The 18,772-nt window shown below is 64.5% G+C and carries 19 protein-coding genes and 1 riboswitch; of the genes, 1 reads left to right on the top strand and 18 read right to left on the bottom strand.

Features of this window, described 5'->3' with window-relative positions; all coding sequences use genetic code 11:
* Positions 1 to 111 precede the first annotated feature (111 nt).
* The 13 genes from thiL to GC148_RS05020 all read right to left on the bottom strand — a co-directional run bounded on the left by thiL (position 112) and on the right by GC148_RS05020 (position 12,412).
* Complete coding sequence (thiL, locus tag GC148_RS05080; RefSeq protein ID WP_291069266.1) at positions 112 to 1,071, bottom strand: thiamine-phosphate kinase; 960 nt, start codon at positions 1,069 to 1,071, stop codon at positions 112 to 114.
* A 26-nt stretch (positions 1,072 to 1,097) separates the two neighbouring features.
* Positions 1,098 to 2,054 carry an acetyl-CoA carboxylase carboxyltransferase subunit alpha gene (locus tag GC148_RS05075; protein WP_291069265.1) on the bottom strand — a complete coding sequence of 319 codons (957 nt, stop codon included), beginning with the start codon at positions 2,052 to 2,054 and terminating at the stop codon, positions 1,098 to 1,100.
* A gap of 41 nt (positions 2,055 to 2,095) precedes the next feature.
* Positions 2,096 to 3,025 (bottom strand): type II secretion system F family protein, encoded by a 930-nt coding sequence (locus GC148_RS05070; protein ID WP_291069263.1) that lies wholly within the window; start codon positions 3,023 to 3,025, stop codon positions 2,096 to 2,098.
* A 13-nt stretch (positions 3,026 to 3,038) separates the two neighbouring features.
* On the bottom strand, positions 3,039 to 4,001 hold the full coding sequence (locus tag GC148_RS05065; protein WP_291069262.1) for a type II secretion system F family protein: 963 nt from the start codon (positions 3,999 to 4,001) through the stop codon (positions 3,039 to 3,041).
* Between the two features lie 34 nt (positions 4,002 to 4,035).
* Complete coding sequence (locus GC148_RS05060) at positions 4,036 to 5,412, bottom strand: CpaF family protein (protein ID WP_291069261.1); 1,377 nt, start codon at positions 5,410 to 5,412, stop codon at positions 4,036 to 4,038.
* Positions 5,409 to 6,620, bottom strand: coding sequence for a hypothetical protein (locus GC148_RS05055; protein ID WP_291069260.1), 1,212 nt, complete (start codon positions 6,618 to 6,620; stop codon positions 5,409 to 5,411). The genes GC148_RS05060 and GC148_RS05055 overlap by 4 nt, the downstream gene beginning before the upstream one ends.
* Positions 6,620 to 6,880, bottom strand: a complete 261-nt coding sequence (locus tag GC148_RS05050) for a hypothetical protein (protein ID WP_291069259.1) — start codon at positions 6,878 to 6,880, stop codon at positions 6,620 to 6,622. The genes GC148_RS05055 and GC148_RS05050 overlap by 1 nt, the downstream gene beginning before the upstream one ends.
* A 5-nt stretch (positions 6,881 to 6,885) precedes the next feature.
* Positions 6,886 to 8,184 (bottom strand): type II and III secretion system protein family protein, encoded by a 1,299-nt coding sequence (locus GC148_RS05045; RefSeq protein WP_291069257.1) that lies wholly within the window; start codon positions 8,182 to 8,184, stop codon positions 6,886 to 6,888.
* Positions 8,184 to 9,059: a Flp pilus assembly protein CpaB gene (gene cpaB, locus GC148_RS05040; RefSeq protein ID WP_291069255.1), complete on the bottom strand. Its 876-nt coding sequence runs from the start codon at positions 9,057 to 9,059 to the stop codon at positions 8,184 to 8,186. Before cpaB ends, GC148_RS05045 begins: the two co-directional genes overlap by 1 nt.
* 208 nt (positions 9,060 to 9,267) lie before the next feature.
* Positions 9,268 to 9,972: a metallophosphoesterase family protein gene (locus GC148_RS05035; protein ID WP_291069253.1), complete on the bottom strand. Its 705-nt coding sequence runs from the start codon at positions 9,970 to 9,972 to the stop codon at positions 9,268 to 9,270.
* A 44-nt stretch (positions 9,973 to 10,016) separates the two neighbouring features.
* Positions 10,017 to 11,012, bottom strand: a complete 996-nt coding sequence (locus tag GC148_RS05030) for a threonine/serine dehydratase (protein ID WP_291069251.1) — start codon at positions 11,010 to 11,012, stop codon at positions 10,017 to 10,019.
* 192 nt (positions 11,013 to 11,204) lie between these two features.
* Entirely contained in the window at positions 11,205 to 12,074 is an 870-nt protein-coding gene (galU, locus tag GC148_RS05025; RefSeq protein ID WP_291069250.1) for a UTP--glucose-1-phosphate uridylyltransferase GalU, read from the bottom strand.
* Positions 12,075 to 12,151: 77 nt separating this feature from the next.
* On the bottom strand, positions 12,152 to 12,412 hold the full coding sequence (locus GC148_RS05020; RefSeq protein WP_291069248.1) for a hypothetical protein: 261 nt from the start codon (positions 12,410 to 12,412) through the stop codon (positions 12,152 to 12,154).
* Positions 12,413 to 12,582: 170 nt separating this feature from the next.
* Between GC148_RS05020 and GC148_RS05015 the strand changes: the two genes are divergently transcribed.
* Complete coding sequence (locus tag GC148_RS05015) at positions 12,583 to 13,287, top strand: sugar transferase (RefSeq protein WP_291069247.1); 705 nt, start codon at positions 12,583 to 12,585, stop codon at positions 13,285 to 13,287.
* Here GC148_RS05015 and GC148_RS05010 read toward each other — a convergent pair.
* The 5 genes from GC148_RS05010 to GC148_RS04990 form a co-directional block, all read right to left on the bottom strand.
* Positions 13,270 to 14,019, bottom strand: coding sequence for an ABC transporter ATP-binding protein (locus tag GC148_RS05010; protein ID WP_291069245.1), 750 nt, complete (start codon positions 14,017 to 14,019; stop codon positions 13,270 to 13,272). The two genes, GC148_RS05015 and GC148_RS05010, sit on opposite strands and share 18 nt — an antisense overlap.
* Positions 14,016 to 14,999 carry an iron ABC transporter permease gene (locus GC148_RS05005; protein ID WP_291069243.1) on the bottom strand — a complete coding sequence of 328 codons (984 nt, stop codon included), beginning with the start codon at positions 14,997 to 14,999 and terminating at the stop codon, positions 14,016 to 14,018. The genes GC148_RS05010 and GC148_RS05005 overlap by 4 nt, the downstream gene beginning before the upstream one ends.
* Positions 14,996 to 15,793 (bottom strand): hypothetical protein, encoded by a 798-nt coding sequence (locus tag GC148_RS05000; RefSeq protein WP_291069241.1) that lies wholly within the window; start codon positions 15,791 to 15,793, stop codon positions 14,996 to 14,998. Before GC148_RS05000 ends, GC148_RS05005 begins: the two co-directional genes overlap by 4 nt.
* The gene (locus GC148_RS04995) at positions 15,790 to 17,640 is read right to left on the bottom strand and encodes a TonB-dependent receptor (protein WP_291069239.1); all 1,851 of its coding nucleotides are present in this window, start codon (positions 17,638 to 17,640) and stop codon (positions 15,790 to 15,792) included. Before GC148_RS04995 ends, GC148_RS05000 begins: the two co-directional genes overlap by 4 nt.
* Before the next feature lie 109 nt (positions 17,641 to 17,749).
* Positions 17,750 to 17,941: riboswitch (cobalamin riboswitch) on the bottom strand.
* Positions 17,942 to 17,975: 34 nt separating this feature from the next.
* Positions 17,976 to 18,743, bottom strand: a complete 768-nt coding sequence (locus tag GC148_RS04990; protein WP_291069237.1) for an SDR family oxidoreductase — start codon at positions 18,741 to 18,743, stop codon at positions 17,976 to 17,978.
* Positions 18,744 to 18,772: the final 29 nt, after the last annotated feature.

The raw sequence follows: 18,772 nt of genomic DNA, 5'->3' as shown, positions 1-18,772 counted from the left end.
TTCCTTCCTTAACCCCTGATTGGCCTCCAACCCTGCAAATACTGGGCTGTGGCGTCTTTTAGCGACGGTTCTGCCTGCCAGCCGGCCCCCTGAGGTGCAACCCGCCTCGCTTTACGGGCGAGTGGCAGACAATCCGATTCTTCCATGCTCGAAGGCCACGGTTTCCGGGAGGTTAACGCGGCCGCCCTGATCGAGCAGGACCAACCCCGCTTCTGCCCGGATTCGCCCGATACGCGATATAGGTAGACCCAACGCCTCCGCCTCTTGAACGACCCGGTCCCGGCTTGTGGGCGCCGCCGCGATCAGCAGCTGGTAATCGTCGCCCCAGGTCGCGAGATCCAGCGCCTCGGCCTGCCCGGCCGCCCCCCCGGCGAACGGCACTTGGTCCAGGTTGATTTCCACACCGCCGCCCGACGCCTCGGCCAGCGACAGGGCATCGCCCAGCAGGCCGTCGGAGACGTCCATTGCAGCGGTCGCGAGCCTGGCGACGAGCCCAGCGGCCGCTTTTGGCGGAAGCTCCGGGGCTTGGAGCCTGGCGACGAACGAACTCGATTGGCCTGCGTCGCGGTCCAGGAAGCCGCGCCGCGCTGCGCCGATTTCGCCGGTAACCCAGAGGTCGTCGCCCGCGCTGGCCCCTCCCCGGCGGACCGGTGCCGGGCCAAGGCAGGTGCCGGTCAGTGTCAACGAGAGGAACAGCCCGGCGGGGTTCACAACGGTGTCACCGCCGATCAGGGTCGCCCCCCAGGCGGCCAGTTCGGTGGCAAGGGCCGCCGCAAACCGGGCCAGCTCGGGTTCAGAACGGTCCGCCGGCCACCCGAGTGTCAGCAAGGCTTCACACGGCTCCGCGCCGCTGGAGAGGATGTCGGACACGTTCACCCGCACGAGCTTCTGCGCGACGCTGGCGATGGGATCTGCCGGCAGGAAGTGGACGCCTTCGACCATGGCATCTGTGGTGATGACCACCGGCCCGGCCGGCGTGGCCATCAGTGCCGTGTCATCCGTGAGCCCAGCCGCGCCGGGCGCGGACACAAGGGGCGCGAGGTAGCGCTTGATCCAGTCGCGTTCAGCCATGCCGGCGCACCGGTAAGCGGGGGGCTTCAGAGCCCCTCACGGCCGATCGCGTAGAAGCGGTCGCGGCGCTGGCGGCGGAGTTCTGCCGGGGTCATGCCCTCAAGATCGCGCAGGGCCGCGTCGAGCGCCTTGGCAGCAGAGGCCATGGCGCGCTGGGGATCGCGGTGAGCGCCGCCAACCGGCTCCTTGACGATGCCGTCGACGATACGCGTGCGCAGCAGGTCCGGCGCGGTGATGCCCATCGCTTCCGCGGCATCCTTGGCCTTCGACGAGTCGCGATAGAGGATCGAGGCACAGCCTTCCGGCGAGATCACCGAATAGATGGCATATTCCATCATCAGAACGCGGTTGGCCGCCGCGATGCCGATGGCGCCGCCCGACATGCCTTCCCCGATGATCAGCGTGACGAACGGAACGCCGAGCGACAATCCGCGCTGGGTGCCGCGCGCGATGGCTTCCGCCTGGCCGCGCTCTTCACCGCCCTTGCCGGGGTAAGCGCCCGCCGTATCGGGGAAGCTGAGGACCGGCATGTTGAACTTCTCGGCCAGGTCCATCAGGCGGACCGCCTTGCGGTAGCCTTCAGGGTGCGCCATGCCGAAATTGTGCTTGAGGCGCTTTTCGGTGGTGCGGCCCTTCTCGTGGCCCATGATGACGACCGAACGCCCGCGGAACCGCGCCAGGCCGCCGATGATCGCTTCGTCATTGCCGAAGTGACGGTCGCCGGCGAGCTCTTCGAAATCCTCGAAGATGTTGGCGATGAAGTCGGAAAAGTGCGGCCGGTCCGGATGGCGCGCCACCTGCGTGATGCGCCAGGCGTCGAGATCGGAATAGATCTGCTTCAGCTGCTTGGCCGACTTGGTCTTCAGCTTTGCGAGTTCGTCGGTGATCGAGGGGCCGTCCTTGCGCGCGGCAAGGGCTTCCAGCTCGGCAATCTTCGAATCGAGTTCGGCGATCGGCTTTTCGAATTCAAGATAGGTAGCCATGAGCGGTTCCTAGCAATCTGCCAGCGGTTCGCCTAGCCGGGTTATGACGGAAGCACTTTTCCGAGCATCACGACCGCCGGAAGGATCAATACCCCCAGAAGGACCGGAAACACAAAGAAAATCAATGGCAAAGTCAGCTTGGCCGGCAAGGCCATGGCCTTCTCTTCGGCATAGAGGATCCGGCGCTGGCGCATGTCCGCGGAGAAAACCCTGAGGGTCTGGCCGAGGCTGGTGCCCATTTCTTCCGCCTGGCGGAGCATGGTGGCCAGCGATCCGGCCTCCTCGATTCCCATCCTGTCCGCAAAGGCGCGCCAGGCGGTCTTGCGCGCCCGGCCGGCCCGCAGTTCCAGTGACAGCGTGCGCAGATGCGTTGCGATCACGGGGTGGCGCAATTCCAGTTCCTCGCCAACGCGCTGCACCGATGCGTCCAGGCTGAGCCCGGCTTCGACGCAGGCGACCATCAGGTCCATCATGTCCGGAAAGCCGAGCGAGCCGGCCTGCTTGCGCTGCTTGATCTTGGAGTCGAGGTACATGCCGGGCGCGGCCAGTCCGAGCAGCACCAGAAGGATCGATACCCCGACAGGCGCATATTTCGGCAGGCCCGCAAAGTAAGGCAGCGCAAACAGCAGTGCGACCTGCGGAATGACCACACAGACGAAACGCGCTGCAAAGTAGCGCGACACAGCATTCTGTTGCGGATAGCCGGCAAGGTTCAGCTTGGCGCGGATGGCGCTGACTTCGGCGCCCTCGGTCGGGCCGGCATTGTCAGCGAAGCCCATCACGGCGCGGCCGATGCGGCTTTCATTCTTGCGCGGCTCGGCCGGCGACTCCTTGCTGCGGCGGATCAGACGGCGGTTCACGTCCTCATCGGCCTGCCGGTTACGGATGAAGGTCACGATCGCCGGGATAGCGGCGAGCACGGCCAGAAAGAACATTGCGGCGGGAATCATGGAGCCGGAAAAGATCGTCATGCGCGTCTCCGGATCACATCTTGAAGTTGATCATCTTGTTCATCACGATGTTGCCGATGATCATCCAGACGAGCAGCCCGGAGAAGCTGTACTGGATCATCGGTTCGTGAATCACGTTGCCGTAGAATTCCGGCCGCATCATGTGGATCGCGCCCATCACCAGGAACGGCGCAGACGTGAGGATCATCGCGGACGTGCGCCCTTCCGAGGAAGCGGCCCGCACCTTGAGACGCATGGTCTGCCGTTCACGGATGGTATTGGTATTCGCCTTGAGAAGTTCGGTCAGATTGCCGCCCGTCTTTTCCTGAAGGCGCACGGTGGCTGCAAACAGCTCCACATCGGGGTCACCGCAGCGTTCCGCCATGCGCTGCACAGCGTTGGTCAACGACATGCCGTAGGAGACTTCGTCGGCGGTCATGCCGAATTCCGTGCCGATGGGATCCGGCATCTCTCGGGCGACGAGACCGACGGCTGTAGCCACTGGGTGGCCCGCTTCAAGGCTGCGGCAAACGATCTGCAGGGCATCCGGAAGCTGCGAGGCAAGTTTCTTGGCACGGGCGCCGGCCAGATGCTTGATCACTCCGATCGGCCCGAAAACAAACGACAGGACATAAACCGGGATCGCGACCCACAGCCCGCCCGCATAGTACCAGCAGAGCCCGGCCGGGATGAGCGAGCCTGCGGCCGACATGGCGGCCCATTTGACCGGTTCGAACTTCAGGCCCGACCGCACGATCAGCTGGTTCAGCCAGCGCAGCGACATCGCCAGATTGCCATCCTTGTCGAGGCCGCGGCTCTTGCGCAGCTCGATCATCGCTTCGTTGTGCGTGGCGTAGCGGTCCTTGAACTGGAGGCGGCGGTTCACGATGCGCTGCGTTTGCGCTTCGGTGATCAGCCCGAGCACAGACTGGATCGCCATGAATATCGCACCGATCGCCATCACCGACGGGATGATGAGCATGGTGTCGAAACTCATGAGATCAGGCAGGCCGAACACGCGCTGTCTCCGGTCAGAAACGGTTGGACGGATCGAACAGGCCAGCCGGCATGAACACGCCCCGGCGCTCCATTTCATCCAGGAATTTCGGACGCAGGCCGGACGCCACGAAATGGCCCTGCACCTTGCCATTATCGGCCGTACCGGTCCGTTCGAACTTGAAGATTTCCTGCAGCTGGACCACCGAGCCTTCCATGCCGGTGATTTCAGCAATCGACACGACCTTGCGCGAGCCATCCGACAGGCGCGTGGCCTGGACGATGAAGTTCACGGCCGAGGCGATCTGTCCACGGATGGCCTCTTCCGAGATTTTCATGCCGCCCATCATCACCATCTGCTCGAGACGCGTCAGCGCATCGCGCGGGTTGTTGGCGTGGATTGTCGCCATCGAGCCTTCGTGGCCTGTGTTCATGGCTTGCAGCATGTCGAACGCTTCTTCGGAACGCACCTCACCGAGGATCACCCGGTCCGGACGCATGCGAAGCGCGTTCTTGACGAGTTCGCGTTGCCGGATCTCGCCCTTGCCTTCGATGTTGGGCGGGCGCGTTTCCATGCGGGCCACGTGGGGCTGCTGAAGCTGGAGTTCGGCGGCATCTTCGATGGTGATGAGGCGCTCATCCGGGCTGATGGCGGAGGAGAGCGCGTTGAGCAGCGTCGTCTTGCCCGAACCGGTACCGCCGGAAATCACCGTGGAGGCCCGGCACTTGACGGCGCCGAGAATGAAATCCGCCACCGGACGCGGAATGGCGCCGAACTCCACCAGCTTGTCCATGGTCAGCGGCGACTTGGAGAATTTGCGGATCGAGACCAGCGGGCCGTCGATGGCGATCGGCAACACGGCCGCGTTCACACGGCTGCCATCCAGCAAGCGGGCATCGACCAGCGGCTGGCTTTCATCCACACGGCGGCCCACGGCGGCGACAATACGCTGGACGATGCGAAGGAGGTGGTCATTGTCCGCAAAACGCACGGGCGCAAGCTGCAGCTTGCCGTGGCGTTCGACATAGACCTGATTGCATCCGTTGATCAGGATATCCGCAATGGAATCGTCTTTCAGAAGCGGCTCGATCGGTCCCAGCCCGGTCATTTCGTCCATCACCGCATCGGCGAAGGACGCCTCCTCGGCAGAGGAAAGCGCCATTTCGTCCTTGCGGATGATCTCGCCGATGATCGCGCGCACCCGGCGGCGCATCGTTTCGTCATCCAACTTGTCGAGCGCCGACAGATCGAGTTCGTCGATCAGCTTCGCATGTACACGGAGCTTGGCATCGAGCAGGTCGAAGGCGGCCGTCTCGGCCTTGGTGCGCGGCGCCGGCGCGGCGACGGGCTGCGGCGCAGGTGCTGCGGCGGGCACCGGCTTGACGGCAGGTGTAAATCCAAAACGGCTCATGCTTTCGCCTTCTTGGCTGACTTACCGGGCTGTGCGTTCTCGATCATGCCCTCGGGCGCGAGCAGGCGGACCATATCATCGACATCCTTCACGAGTGGGCTCTTTGGCTTCACGTCGGCAATCGGCTTGCCGAGATTGACGGCCGTGCGCGCCGCGTCCCAGTCGGACGTCACCGTGACATCGATCTTGCGCTCGATGGCCTTCTCGGCCGTGTCGACCGGGAAACCTGTGCGGAATTGCTTCTTCTTGAACATCCGGTTCAACACCAGACGGGCGCGATTGTTCTCGCCGCGCAGCACATCGATATCCCGGCACATGTCGGCGGCCGCATGCAGGCTGGGCACGGTCAGCTCACTGATCACCACGGCCTGATCCACAGCGGCGAGGACGGATTTTGTCCACGGCATCATGTGGCGTGGCATGTCGAGGATCACGAAGGGGAACGCGGCGCAGGTGACATCCAGCAGGCGCAGCACAGCCGCCTCGCTCGCCAGCTCATCCGCATCCGGATTGCGCGGCGATGCGATGATCGAGACACCATCTTCGTGCTGCCAGCACCAGGCGGCCAGCAAGCGGGCATCGAGACGCTCCGGCGCCGCCGACAGAGCCTGAAGATCGAGCTTGGGGATCGCTTCGAGGAAGGATGCGGTCATGCCATCGGCAACGTTCAGATCCACGAGGCAAACCTTGCCGTGCCCCACGAGGCGGGCAAGCGCGAAGGCGCTTTCGATGGCCAGCGTCGAGACGCCCGCGCCGCCAACGGCGCCGCGAAACGCCCAGCAAACCGAGTCCGCTGAGGTGCTCTTGGATTGGGTCTGGGCATCGGACAGACGCGTTGCTGTGTCAGCAATGTCGCCGGCGTTGGCGGAAACCGACAGTACGTCCCAGGCCTCAAGCTTCATCAGCGCCCGGACCATATGTGCCGGCAGTTGATCGGACACGATGACAACCGCCGTCGAGGGATGGTCGACTGCGAGCATCAGCAGAAGCTGGTCCCAGCCGGGCACACCCTGCTCGATCAGCAGCAATCCGCCGCCATGGCGCTGGGCAATCTCGGGCGGCGCCAGCGCCGAGAGGTCGCGCACATCCGGGCATACGTCCTTCAGCGCAGTAATGCGCTCGGGCGTCGCGAGCGCCGCGATCATGTTCACCTTTCGCGCGCCGGCTTCAGGCGCCGGCCGGCTCTGGAGTTGGGCGGATGCGTGCATTACTCGGCGCCCCCGGTGCCGGTCGACGCCAGTTCCTTGGTCTGGCCTTCGTTCAACGCCTTGACCGCATTGACCGCGCGCACGCCGGACGTCGACTCCACCTTGCGCGAATTGGGCAGGTCCACGTCACGGTCCGACTGCGCTGCAATATTGGCGCGCGTGGCGCCGCCCAGCACGTAGCGATCCTGCGCATCGAATGACGCACACCCGCCAAGAAGCCCTAGCACGAAGACAAGTGAGATCGATTTTGTGGCTTTCATGATGATCAGTTCCCTGAAATCTGCATAGGCTCGCCGGTCGTCCGCCCGAACAACAGCAGCTCGGCTTCCGTCGGCTCTGCGAAACTGTCGAGCGGCGACGCGAGCTGGTCCGGATGCGGCGCGGGCTGGACAAGCCGCGGCGTGACGATGATCACCAGCTCGCTCTCATTGCGCTGATAGCGCTTGGACGAGAACAGCGCGCCGAGGATCGGCACACTGCCCAGCCACGGCGTCTGGCGGATGTCGTTCGAATAGTTGTTCTGCAGGAGGCCTGCGACCGCAAAGGCCTGCCCGTCATGCAGCTCCACCGTCGTGTCCGCGCGGCGCACCGAGATGCCCGGAATTTCGATGTTGGATGCACGGATGCCGTTTGCCTTGTCGAGCGCCGAAACTTCCGGGCGCACGCGCAGGTTCACGAGTCCCTCGCCCAGAACGGTCGGCGTGAAGTCGAGGCTGACCCCGAATTTCTTGAACTCGACCGTGATCTGATTGTCCTTGTTGGACACCGGAATCGGAAACTCACCGCCCGCCAGGAAGCTGGCCGTGTCACCCGACAGCGCCACGAGGTTCGGCTCGGCCAGTGTACGGATCACGCCCTTCTCCTCCAGCGCCCGAATGCGAACATCGATATTCTCGCCGCCGAGGTTCGTGAACAGCGCAACCGTCTTTTCCGCGAGGCCGGAGACCGTGCTGCTTTCGGTCGTGGACTGAAAATCATTGGCGTCGATCGTGTTGCCGAAGCCGATCTCGCGCACCGCGCTGCGGCTGGCTTCCAGGAAACGCACCTCGAGCAGCACCTGCTGGCTCTGGCCAACGGTCAGCCCATTGGCGACACCGCCCGGCACATAGCGTTCGGCGACTTGCAGCGCCATTTCGGCAGCGCCGGCGGTCGTCACGCGGCCATCGAGAAACACGCCGTCATGCACCGGATAGACTTCGATCGGTTCACCCGGCAACAGGCGCTTCAGGTCATCGCGCAGCTCTTCGAGGCCGAGTTTGACGTCGATCTCGATCAGTTCGGCAATTGCGCCAGCCGAATTATAGAGCAGCACCGTAGTGGTGCCCGGCGTCTTGCCGCGCAGGAAGAATGACCGGTTCGATGTCGCCATGGCTTCGGCGATCTCGGGATCGGCGACCACGATGGTGGCAAACGCGGCGTCGGCTTCGACGACGGCGGATTGCCCGCGCCGCACTTCAAGCCGTTCGGCACCGGCGACCGCCATCCGCTGCGTCCAGGCGGCTGCGGCCGGCGCGAGGCACAGGCACGCAAGGATTGCGGCTGATATGATCCGTACAGGGCGCATCAGCGTTTTTCCTCCGTTTTGGGTTCAGCGCGCGCAATCGGCGCGGTGATCTTCACGTCACTTTCGCCATTGATGACGCGCACGGTCGTTGTCACAGGCGCGCTGCGGCCTGTCCGCGGCTGCACAACCGGTTTCACCTTCACAGGCTTTTCCGGCTCCTGCGCCACGACCATGGCTTCTTCTTCCCGGCTGATCAGGGCGAGGCCCAGCGCGGCGCGCTGGCTGGCTGCGCCGAGCACCAGCGCATCGTCGGGCGTCACTTCAAGGGTCACAGTCTGGGAGGGCTTGGCGCCTTCCAAGTTCTGTTCAAAGGACTGGTCCACAGCCAGCACCTTCACATGGCGCAGCACGGGGCGCGCGAGGATGTTGGCCGAGATGCGCGCGCCTTCAGACCGCCCGTTGGCGTCTTCGAGTTCCATGAATTCGTTAACGTCGACCCGGTCTCCCGGTAACACAAAGCCGGAAACGCCGGTGTCATTGCGCACGACGATGGAGACAGCCCGCATGCCTGGCGTGATGCTGGCGGCGAGGGTCAGAACCGCGCCGGTATTGTCGATTTTCGGCAGCAAAAGCGGGTCCCCCGGCACCATCAGACCGCGCGAATAGGCTTTCGGGCCCAGCTCAGACACATTGCGCAGCGCGCCTTCCGGCACAGCCCGCTCCGGCCACTCCACTTCCTTCACAAATTTCGGATCAATCAGCGCGCCGGGCTCGACCGTGGATGTCATCACCAGCACGGTGGTCATCGCGACAGCCGGCACAGGGCTGGCCTGCGCGTCGGGCGCCTTGTCGGAAATCAGGCCGCGGCCAAAGAAGATGGCGCCGGCGCCGAGTGCGACGGAAACGCCAAGGCTGATAAGCGGTGTGGCTTTCATTCTGGATGCCCTCGTCCAGGCAGCATTCTGCTACCATCAGCCTGCATCCTTAATGACGGGGTGATAAAGCCCGTTGAAGGTCAAAGGGAGAATCTGGTCCGCAGGCGGAAGATGCGATTAACCATGCAGAAAGGCGGCCGGCGCGAATGGTTAGCAAGGTCTTGCTGTAAGGACCAAACTTGCTGCAGCGCCAACAGAGGCGCAGACGTCAGCTGTGAAAGAACAGGTCCGGCTCGCCCGCACGCAGGATCACAGCCGTCAGACGGCCTCCGTAAACCGCTCCGGTGTCGATGTTCAGGCGTCGTCCGCCGCCCCCCGATTCCGGAAGCGAATCTTCCGTCGGCGTATGACCATGGATAACACGCTTGCCTTTCAAGGCCGGCGCCGTCCAGCAGGAAGGATCGCGGAATTCCCGCCGCCTTGTCCACATGTGAACCTGCTCGCCGCAAGCAGGATATCTGTCCGGATCGACCCCTGCGTGGACAAAGACCAGCCCCGCTGACTCGACGGCATGGTGCGTCGGCAGCGTCTTCAGCCACCCCAGGTGTCTTTGCATCAAACCGGCCGGCTTGCCGGAATAACTTTCGAAAGTCTCGGCGCCGCCATTGGTTGACCAATGCCGCACACTGACGGCGCTGGATTCCGAGCTTTCAAACGCGTCGATCATCATCTGCTCATGGTTTCCGCGCAGCGTCACCGGGCGCGGCAATCGCGTGCGCTCGAAGTCCATGAGATAGTCGATAACGCCGCAGGAATCCGGGCCGCGATCGATCAGGTCGCCGAGATGGACGAAGTGCAACGGTGCTTTCGGAAATTGCGTCTGCGCAAAGGCCAGCACCTGCTGGTGAAGTGCCTTCAGCCGATCAAGCTCGCCGTGGATGTCGCCGATGGCACAATGGATCGGTTGAGTCATTGCGTGCCTTTACGCTCCGAACACGGCAATTCTTGGACAATGGCCTAGTCCGTGGACGACAGCACTTTCTGGAAGTCGGCCATGTCGACATTGCCTCCGGTCACCAGCACGCCGACCCGCTTGCCTTTGAGCTCCGCCGGCAGACTGCGCAGAGCCGCCGCCAGCGCCGCTGCGCCGCCGGGTTCGGACACGATCTTCAAATGCCGCGCCGCCATACGCATGGCATGGCGCGCATCGCCGTCACTGATCCGCAGGCCGCCCGCCAGCAGGCGCTTGCCGATGGCGAAGGTCAGCTTTCCGGGTTCCGGCGTCAGGATCGCGTCGCAGATCGAGCGCGTACCCGGCGCGTTGGCGACGATCTCGCCGGCCTCCAGCGACCGCGCCCAGTCGTCGTGCGCTTCCGGTTCAGCCGTCCAGATCCGCGTTTCCGGCGACAGTCGCTCGAAGGCCAGGGCGATTCCGGTGATCAGGCCGCCACCGCCCGTGCAGCAGATCAGCCCGTCCAGCGTCTCGCCGGCGTCCTGCATCTGACGGGCAAATTCCAGTCCGGCCGTGCCCTGCCCCGCGATGATGTCCTTGTCGTCATAGCTCGGCACGACGATGGCGCCGCGCTTAGCCGCGAGCCGGTTGCTGATCTCTTCGCGGCTCTCGGCGTTGCGATCGTAGAGCACGACTTCGCCGCCATCGGCTTTGACGCCGTCGATCTTCACCTGCGGCGCGTCCGACGGCATCACGATCACGGCGGGCATGCCGAACAGCCGCGCCGCCCGCGCCACACCCTGCGCGTGGTTGCCGGATGAAAACGCAACGACGCCCGCTGCGCGTTGCTGGTCGGAAATCTGGGCCAGCCGGTTGGTTGCGCCGCGCATCTTGAAGCTGCCGGTCACCTGGAGGCATTCGGCCTTCACGAAGATCCGCGCGCCCGCTTCGGCGTCGATTTCTGCGTGGCTCAGAACCGGTGTGATGCGCACAAGTCCGCGCTGGCGCTGGGCGGCAGCCAGGACATCGTCGAAGGTCGGCAGGTTCGCAGCGTCTGTCATGGCGCGAGTGTTTAGCGGCCCGCACGGCCAAGACAATTGAAAAAGCCCGCCGAATGATCGGCGGGCCTCCCCCCACTCCGGCGGCCCTATGTCCCCAACAGGCCGCCATGCGGTGCGTCCGGTCAATGTCCTGATGAGGGCCCGGTCGCTTGCAATTTGCGAATGCAAATCACATGCCTGAAACCACGCGGTTCAGCGGGCTGCGGCGGCCTTGACCAGCGCACGTGCGAAGTCCGCCGTGTCGGGATTGTCGAGGGCATGCGTCAGCACGGCTTCGAAATAGCCGGTCTTGTTTCCGCAATCGTGGACGGTGCCTTCAAACTCGTAGGCATAGAAGGGCTGCCTTTCCATCAACTTCGCCATGGCATCCGTCAGCTGGATCTCGCCGCCCGCACCGGCGCCCTGCTTTTCCAGCAGGCCGAAGATCTCGGGCTGCAGGATGTAGCGGCCGGTGATCGCCAGGTTCGACGGCGCGGTTTCCCGCGGCGGCTTCTCCACCATGCCCGACATGCTGATCAGCCGGCCGTCGCGCGATTTCGGCGCGATCACGCCATAGGACGACACCCGGTCTTCCGGCACAGGATCAACCGCGATGATGTTCCCGCCCACCTTCTCGAACGCATCGGCCATCTGCTTCAGGCTCGACGGTTTGCCCTTCACAATCACATCCGGCAGTAGCACGGCGAACGGCTCGTGGCCGATCACGTCGCGCGCGCACCAGACCGCATGGCCGAGCCCCAGCGGCGCCTGCTGGCGCACGAAGCTGGACGCCCCTGCCGGCAGGCGCGAGGCCTCGACAGCTGCCAGGATGTCGGTCTTGTTCTTGGCGTTCAGCTGGGTTTCCAGCTCATAGGCATGGTCGAAATAGTCCTCGATGGCGCCTTTGCCGCGTCCGGTGACGAACACGATATGCTCGATCCCGGCTTCCCGGGCCTCGTCTACGACATACTGGATCACAGGGCGGTCCACGACCGGCAGCAGCTCCTTCGGAATGGCCTTCGTCGCCGGCAATACCCGTGTGCCAAGGCCGGCCACCGGCAGAACCGCTTTCCTGATACGCATCAAAGATCTCCTGATGGGGCTGCCCTACAGGCGCCCTTTAACCCTGTCTAGCAAGTCGGCTGCCAGATTCGCAGGCGTCAAAGCCCGGAACCCAACATCAATCCGGCAACCGAAAGCGACAGGATTGCGACAAGCACCAACCCGGCCGAATGCCAGAGCCAGGACCGGGCCGGCTGGACGATTTCCCGGATGAGACGCTGCTGCAGCGCGCGGGCCGGCGATGCGTGCGGGCCGCCACCTTCCGCGCCGACTGCTTTTGCCACATCAGCAGGCGGCGTTCCGGGCGCCTGTACGGGCGCTTCGAAAGCCTCGGATTCTTGTTTTTTGCCAGCCAACATGACGCAGACCTTTTTCTGGATGCTGCCAGCCTAGCGCCCCAGTCCTAAGTCTTGGCTAACGCAGGCCGATCAAAAAAAGCGACCCGAAACTGAAGGTTAATACTTCACCAACGCCGACTCAGCGGTTATGTGCACCTGCGAAGAACACGGCCGCAAGGGGACTTTCCGGCATGTACCACCAAAAGGTCGGGCTCGATGAGCCCAGCCTCGAAGACGATTTGTCCGAAGTTTCAGACGGGATCGCCATCGAGGACGGATTTTGGGGGATCAATGGCGGCGCCAAGCGCGCGGTGGATGTCCTGATGTCGCTCCTCGCGCTCGTCTTCCTGGCGCCGTTGATGCTGCTCGTCTTCGTGGCCATCAAATGCGATGGTGGCGGCGCGTTCTACGTCCAGTCGCGTGTCGGTCGGGGCGGAAAGCTGTTCCGCATGTATAAATTCCGCACAATGCACACGAATGCCGAGGCCGTGCTGCAGCGTCTGCTGGAAACGGACGACGACGCCCGCGCCGAATGGAACCGTTTCCAGAAGCTGCGCAATGACCCGCGTGTCACCCGTATCGGCCGGTTCCTGCGTGCCTCGTCGATCGATGAGCTGCCGCAACTGTTCAATGTGCTGAAAGGCAATATGTCGATCGTCGGCCAGCGCCCCATCCTCGCCCACCAGCGTGCGGCCTACGGCCGTCATATCGACGGCTACGAATTGGCCCGCCCCGGCATCACCGGTCTGTGGCAGGTGAAGGGCCGCAACCGCCTCAGTTTCGAGCAGCGCGCTGCTCTGGGCACGGACTATGTGAGCCGCTGGACGCTGGGCCGTGATCTCTGGATCCTGCTGCTCACCGTGCCGGCCCTGCTTTCGTCAACCGGCGCGTACTAACGCGCCCGCCGCGTCGCGGCGCACGCCGAACACGTGTTCAAGGACATGCGGATTGAGCGCATCCTGTGCGCCGTCATCGGCCACCTTGTGTCCGGCCTCCATCACCATGATCCGCTGGCAATAGCGCGCCGCGAGTTCCAGATCGTGCAGGACGACGAGAATCGCCCGGCCGGAAGCTGCCTCCGCCACCAGGGTCTCCATCAGCGACAATTGATGCACGATGTCGAGCGCGGCGCAGGGCTCGTCGAGCAGCAGGCTGGGCGCCGGGCTGGCCAGCAGCCGCGCAAGATGCACCCGTGCCTGTTCTCCGCCTGACAGCGTGTGAAAAGCGCGCGGCGCAAGGCGCGCGGCATCGGCTTTCTCGAGCGCCGCATCGACCGCCTGCCGGTCGGCCCCACCAAGATGATCGTAGGCTGCGGGGGATTCCGCAAACCGGCCGAGCGACACGACATCCCGGGCCGCCAGGTTCCAGGCAACCGGCCGGGCCTGCGGCAGCCAGGCGATACAACGGGCCCGCGCCCGCAAACTCAGGCGCCGGGCGTCCACGCCGTCGATCCGGATCTCACCCGCCGCGAGGGGCGTCACACCGGCCAGCGCTTTCAGAGCCGAACTCTTGCCCGCACCATTCGGCCCGACGAGCGCGACCATCTCGCCCTCGCCCAGTTCGATGGAAAGGTCCGTGACGACGCGCTGGCCACTCAGGAAGATCGACAGTCCGTTGGCGGAGATCATGCAGACGCCCTCCCGAGCCGCGCGGCAATCCAGATGAAGACCGGGCCGCCAAGCAGCGCGGCCGCAACGCCCAGTTTGAGCTCCTGCTGCACAGGCAGGATGCGGACAAGAACATCCGCCGCGAGCAGGATCACGCCCGCCAGCAAGGCCGAGGGCACCAGCAATTTCTGCGGATCGTGGCGCACGAAAGGCCGCACGATATGCGGCGCGACAATGCCGACAAATCCGATCGCGCCGGCCGTCGCCACGCTTGCCCCGGCCAGGATCGACGTGCCGCCGATCACCAGTATCCGGGTGCGCCGGATGTCCGCGCCAAGGCTTGCCGCCGTCTCTTCGCCCAAGCTAAGCGCGCGCAAGCCCGGCGCGGCCATCATCACCAGCGCGGTCCCGACGGCCCAGGCTGGCGCGGCAAGGGCTATGTCCGCCCACGAACGGTTCGCGACCGACCCCATCATCCAGTTGACCAGATCGGACAGGCTGTACGGGTTCGGCGCAAGGTTCATCGCGAGCGATATGAGCGCGCCCGCAAAACTGGAGAGGCCGATCCCGATCAGCAAGAGCGTCACGCTGTTTGCGCCGCGCAGCGTGGCAACGACCAGCACGAGTGTCGCAAGCCCCGCGCCGAGAATGGCGGCCAGCGGAACGATCAACCCGCTGATACCGGCCAGTCCGAAAAAGATCGCAACCACGGCACCGAGCGCCGCAAAGGCCGAGACGCCGAGAACGCCGGGTTCGGCCAGCGGGTTCTGCAACAGGCCTTGCAAGGCCGCGCCTGCCAGTCCGAGCGTCGCGCCGACTCCAAAGGCCGCGGCAGCGCGCGGCAAGCGGATTTCCCACAGGATGGTCCGGGCGGCCGCGTCGCCCTGCCCCACCAGAGCCCCCAGACTGGCCTCAAGCGAAAGAGGCGCCGTGCCGACGAGACCGGACAATGCAAAGAGGCACAGCGAAACCAACGTCAGAAAAACAACGAGCCGGCTCATGGAGCGGCCTCCAGCGCGCGCGCAATTGAGTCCGCTTCGTCCGCGACCAGCCAGGCTGGACAGGAAACGCGGGACTCATCCATCGCCACGACACGCGCATCGCGCATGAGGCGCTGCATCACCGGATGACGCGACACAGACCAACGATCCGTTGCATCATCGTCAAATCCGAAGAAGGCTGTCAGCATCAGCGCGGGCGGTGCTTGCACCAACCGTTCGAGTGGCAGGCCGGTCCAACCGGTTCCCGTGTTGGCATTCGAAAGCCCGGCATGGCGCATGATGGCGTCGATCATCGTGCCCTGTCCGGCGCTCACGCCGCCCGGCGTCACGTAGAGCGCGGACAGGCCGTTCGCGGGGCGCGGCGGCGGCGAGGCAGCGATCAAGGCGTCGACCCGTGCCGATTGGCCGATCTCGGCCGCCACGGCGCGCGTCACGCCTATGGCGCTGTCGATGTCTTCTCCATAACCGATCTGGACGGTCCGGATTCCAAACCGTTCGTACAGGGACAAGGCGCGCGCATCGCCGCCCCAGCTGCGCACGACAAGATTAGGATGGAGTGCGATGACGTCTTCCGCCGCCGCGCGCACTTTGGGGATTCCTGCCGCGCTGGCCCGAAGATGGCTGAATTTGCGTTCGGCATCCTTGGAGACGGCAAGAATCTGGTCGCGGTCAGCCAGCGCGAGAACGAACTGGTCCGCGCAGTAGTCGAGCGACACAACCGTCGGTTTGGCCGGCCCTGCTGAGGCAAGGCCGGCCAGCCCGATCAGGCAGAAGGCAACAATGGCCCGTTTCAACGCAGTTTCAGCCCCACATAAACGCCGGCGCCCGGTCCGTTATAGCCGAACACGTCGGTGGCCGTCTCGTCCAGCAGGTTCTCACCGCGAAGCGTCAATGCCAGACGTTCCGTCAGCGGATATTCTGCGGTGAGCGCGGCCAGGGTGTAGGCATCGAGCGAGACAAGGCGCGACGGGAATGGACCGAAATCGAAGTCGCCCTGCTCGCCCACATGGTCGAGTGCAAGCCCCAGACGAAGCCCGTCCTCACGCACCTGCAAGTCGGCCGAAAGCGAGGCCGTCATGTCCGGCACTCGGATTTCATCTGCGCCGGCATCATCCTGCGAGTCAAAGAACGTCGCCTGACCCGACAGCGATACGTTCGAGGCCAGCTGCCACCGGCCCGACAGTTCAACGCCGCTGCGCTCGCTCTTGCCCGCCCGGTTGCGCGCGGTCGACGTGAAGTCGGGATTGAATGCCGTGTAGATCTCGTTTTCGAGATCGGCCTCGAAATAGGTGAGGCTGAAGTCCGCCGGCCCGGCCGTCTGGTCCCAGCCGATTTCCCAACTTGTCGACTGCTCCGGTTTCAGGTCCGGATTACCGGTGAAGCTGCCGGGGAAAAACCCGAATAGCTCCGTGAACGTTGGGTTCTTGATGCCCGTTCCAGCCGAGGCCCGGACACGCCCGCCGAGGGACTCGAACGCATAGCCCGCGCCGACACGCCAGGTGACGGCGTCCTTGAACCGGCGCCGGTTATCGTCGAGGCGCGCGGAGGCCGAAAGGTCCAGCGCGCCAGAACTCAACCGGTACTCACCGGCGATGCCGAGCGATTCAAACGCCTCGGACGCATCCGTCGCGCCGAAATACTGGACATCGCTACGGTCATACGTCTCGCGCTCATAGTCGATCAGCCCGGTCAACCGGTGGACACCTTGCGTATAGCCGGGCGACCAGCTCAGCTTCGTGCGCTTGCCCTTCGCCGTGTCGCTGAGCGCACCGTCCGCGAAATTGTCGCGGTCTACTTCATTGAAGCTCGCACGCAGCACATGGTCCACCAGGCCCGTTTGGCCCGTCAGCGCAGCGCCGATTAGTCTCTGTTCCGCTTCGGTGCGGCGGTCCTCGTCATTCAGCAGGCCATCGAAATCCGTATCAGAATCGAAGTCGGAACTTGCCGCGCGGGCAAGGCCCACCAGCGACAGCGCCCAATCCGCACCCAGATCGAACTTCGCGGTCGCGAGCCCCGTCAGCGCGTCCGAACCGTCCTTGCCGCCGCCCGTGCCCGACGAGTCTTCGCCGTCGGTCGCAAAACCGGTCGCGGCCAGCCCGAACCGGTCATTTGTCCAGCCGAGCGTGCCCTGCGCCGTGCCGAAGCTGCCGCCTTCGGCAATGCCCGTCAGCCCGGCCCCGCGCGCTGCCTCCAGCAGCAGCACGCCGCCGATCGCATCCGATCCATAGATCGACGAGGCTGCGCCTCGCAACACTTCAATCCGCCCAGCCGGCAAAGCGGTCAGCAATCCGAAATCCGTATCGCCGTTCACCGGGTCCGACACCTCGATGCCCTCGAACAACACCAGCGTGTGGTTGGCTTCCGCGCCGCGCAGGCGCACCTGCGTCAGGCCGCCGAGACTGCCCGCGCGCGACACCGCCACGCCCGGCACAGCACGCAGCTGGTCGGCGGGGTTCGGCGACAGGCGCACCGCCAGGTCTTCTTCCGACAGTACGGACACCGACACCGTCGTGCGGTCCGCCTCAACCGGGCGCAGGCCGGTGACCTCCACCGTGTCGAGCACGCGCGCGTCGTCTGCAAAAGCGGGGGATATATTGAGCGCCAGCGCCAAGGCGCCAAGCAAAGTCAGTCTGAGGATCATGTCCACAGCTCCTTCAGATGCCGGGAGCGCGCGCTCCGCGGCGGGTTCATGACATGTCGCATGAACGGAAGGAGTGCCTTCCGCAGCCCAACGCCTGGTCCCGGGCGGCGAGCTCACGACGGCAAAAGGCAGGTCTCCTGGCTAAGCGGATCAGGGCCTCATCGAGCTGCCTTCCCGGTTTCCCAGTGGCGTGTGGCTCAACAGACTCCCCGCTGACAGTTACGGGCATAGCGCCGGATTCCCACCGGCTTCCCTTTTCACCCGGGCTGTTGACCCGGGCACCTTTCGCGTGAGGATCGTGTAATGACTATTTTGCAGCGCCGCAAGCGGGCCGGTTACAGCGGGCTGAGCAGGTGCCCGCCATCCACCACCAGGGTTGACCCCGTCATGTAGCTGCCCGCGTCGGAGGCCAGCAGCAGCAGTGCCCCGTCCAGCTCCTTGTATTCCCCGAACCGGCGCATCGCGATCCGCTTGCGCATCGCGTCCCCTGCCTCGGAGTCGAGATACTCGTCATTGATCGCTGTCTTGTAATAACCCGGCGAGATCGCATTCACCCGGATCCCGTAGCGCGCGCTTTCCAGCGCCATGTGCCGCGTCAGGTGATCGACCCCGGCCTTCGACACGCAATAGGCCGTCGTCATCATCTGCGTCCGGTGCGCCGTGATTGAGGCGATATTCACGATCGAACCCTTTACCCCCGCCGCGATCATCGCATTGGTCGCGGCCTTGCCGACGCGCCACACCCCTGTCAGGTTGGTGTCGATGACCGCATTCCAGTCTTCTTCGCTCTGTTCCCTGTACCAGCCCTCGCGGGACATACCCGAATTGTTGATGATGATATCGCAGGGCCGGCCCAGCGCGTCCTGGATCTCGGCAAACGCGCCCGTCACCGAATCCTCGTGCGTCACATCCATCTCGACCGGCAGCGCCCTGCCGCCTTTGGCTGAAATCTCGGCCGCCACCCGTTCCAGCCGGTCCATGCGGCGCGCCGCAATCACGACAGAGGCGCCGGCACCGGCCAGCACATGGGCAAAATGCTCGCCAAGCCCGCTCGAAGCCCCGGTCACCAAAGCCGTCCTGTTAGCCAGACTAAACAAACTCATGCCCCTAACCTCCAAAAAAACTGTTGCAC

This window comes from Hyphomonas sp. (assembly GCF_016125515.1).
GTDB lineage: Bacteria > Pseudomonadota > Alphaproteobacteria > Caulobacterales > Hyphomonadaceae > Hyphomonas.
This window is presented reverse-complemented; position numbering and strand designations above follow the sequence as displayed.

Bases quoted from the DNA above. Each gene is read 5' to 3' on its own strand.
- thiL (WP_291069266.1), bottom strand. From the start codon at position 1,071: ATGGCTGAACGCGACTGGATCAAGCGCTACCTCGCGCCCCTTGTGTCC.
- GC148_RS05075 (WP_291069265.1), bottom strand. From the start codon at position 2,054: ATGGCTACCTATCTTGAATTCGAAAAGCCGATCGCCGAACTCGATTCG.
- GC148_RS05070 (WP_291069263.1), bottom strand. From the start codon at position 3,025: ATGACGATCTTTTCCGGCTCCATGATTCCCGCCGCAATGTTCTTTCTG.
- GC148_RS05065 (WP_291069262.1), bottom strand. From the start codon at position 4,001: ATGAGTTTCGACACCATGCTCATCATCCCGTCGGTGATGGCGATCGGT.
- GC148_RS05060 (WP_291069261.1), bottom strand. From the start codon at position 5,412: ATGAGCCGTTTTGGATTTACACCTGCCGTCAAGCCGGTGCCCGCCGCA.
- GC148_RS05055 (WP_291069260.1), bottom strand. From the start codon at position 6,620: ATGCACGCATCCGCCCAACTCCAGAGCCGGCCGGCGCCTGAAGCCGGC.
- GC148_RS05050 (WP_291069259.1), bottom strand. From the start codon at position 6,880: ATGAAAGCCACAAAATCGATCTCACTTGTCTTCGTGCTAGGGCTTCTT.
- GC148_RS05045 (WP_291069257.1), bottom strand. From the start codon at position 8,184: ATGCGCCCTGTACGGATCATATCAGCCGCAATCCTTGCGTGCCTGTGC.
- cpaB (WP_291069255.1), bottom strand. From the start codon at position 9,059: ATGAAAGCCACACCGCTTATCAGCCTTGGCGTTTCCGTCGCACTCGGC.
- GC148_RS05035 (WP_291069253.1), bottom strand. From the start codon at position 9,972: ATGACTCAACCGATCCATTGTGCCATCGGCGACATCCACGGCGAGCTT.
- GC148_RS05030 (WP_291069251.1), bottom strand. From the start codon at position 11,012: ATGACAGACGCTGCGAACCTGCCGACCTTCGACGATGTCCTGGCTGCC.
- galU (WP_291069250.1), bottom strand. From the start codon at position 12,074: ATGCGTATCAGGAAAGCGGTTCTGCCGGTGGCCGGCCTTGGCACACGG.
- GC148_RS05020 (WP_291069248.1), bottom strand. From the start codon at position 12,412: ATGTTGGCTGGCAAAAAACAAGAATCCGAGGCTTTCGAAGCGCCCGTA.
- GC148_RS05015 (WP_291069247.1), top strand. From the start codon at position 12,583: ATGTACCACCAAAAGGTCGGGCTCGATGAGCCCAGCCTCGAAGACGAT.
- GC148_RS05010 (WP_291069245.1), bottom strand. From the start codon at position 14,019: ATGATCTCCGCCAACGGACTGTCGATCTTCCTGAGTGGCCAGCGCGTC.
- GC148_RS05005 (WP_291069243.1), bottom strand. From the start codon at position 14,999: ATGAGCCGGCTCGTTGTTTTTCTGACGTTGGTTTCGCTGTGCCTCTTT.
- GC148_RS04995 (WP_291069239.1), bottom strand. From the start codon at position 17,640: ATGATCCTCAGACTGACTTTGCTTGGCGCCTTGGCGCTGGCGCTCAAT.
- GC148_RS04990 (WP_291069237.1), bottom strand. From the start codon at position 18,743: ATGAGTTTGTTTAGTCTGGCTAACAGGACGGCTTTGGTGACCGGGGCT.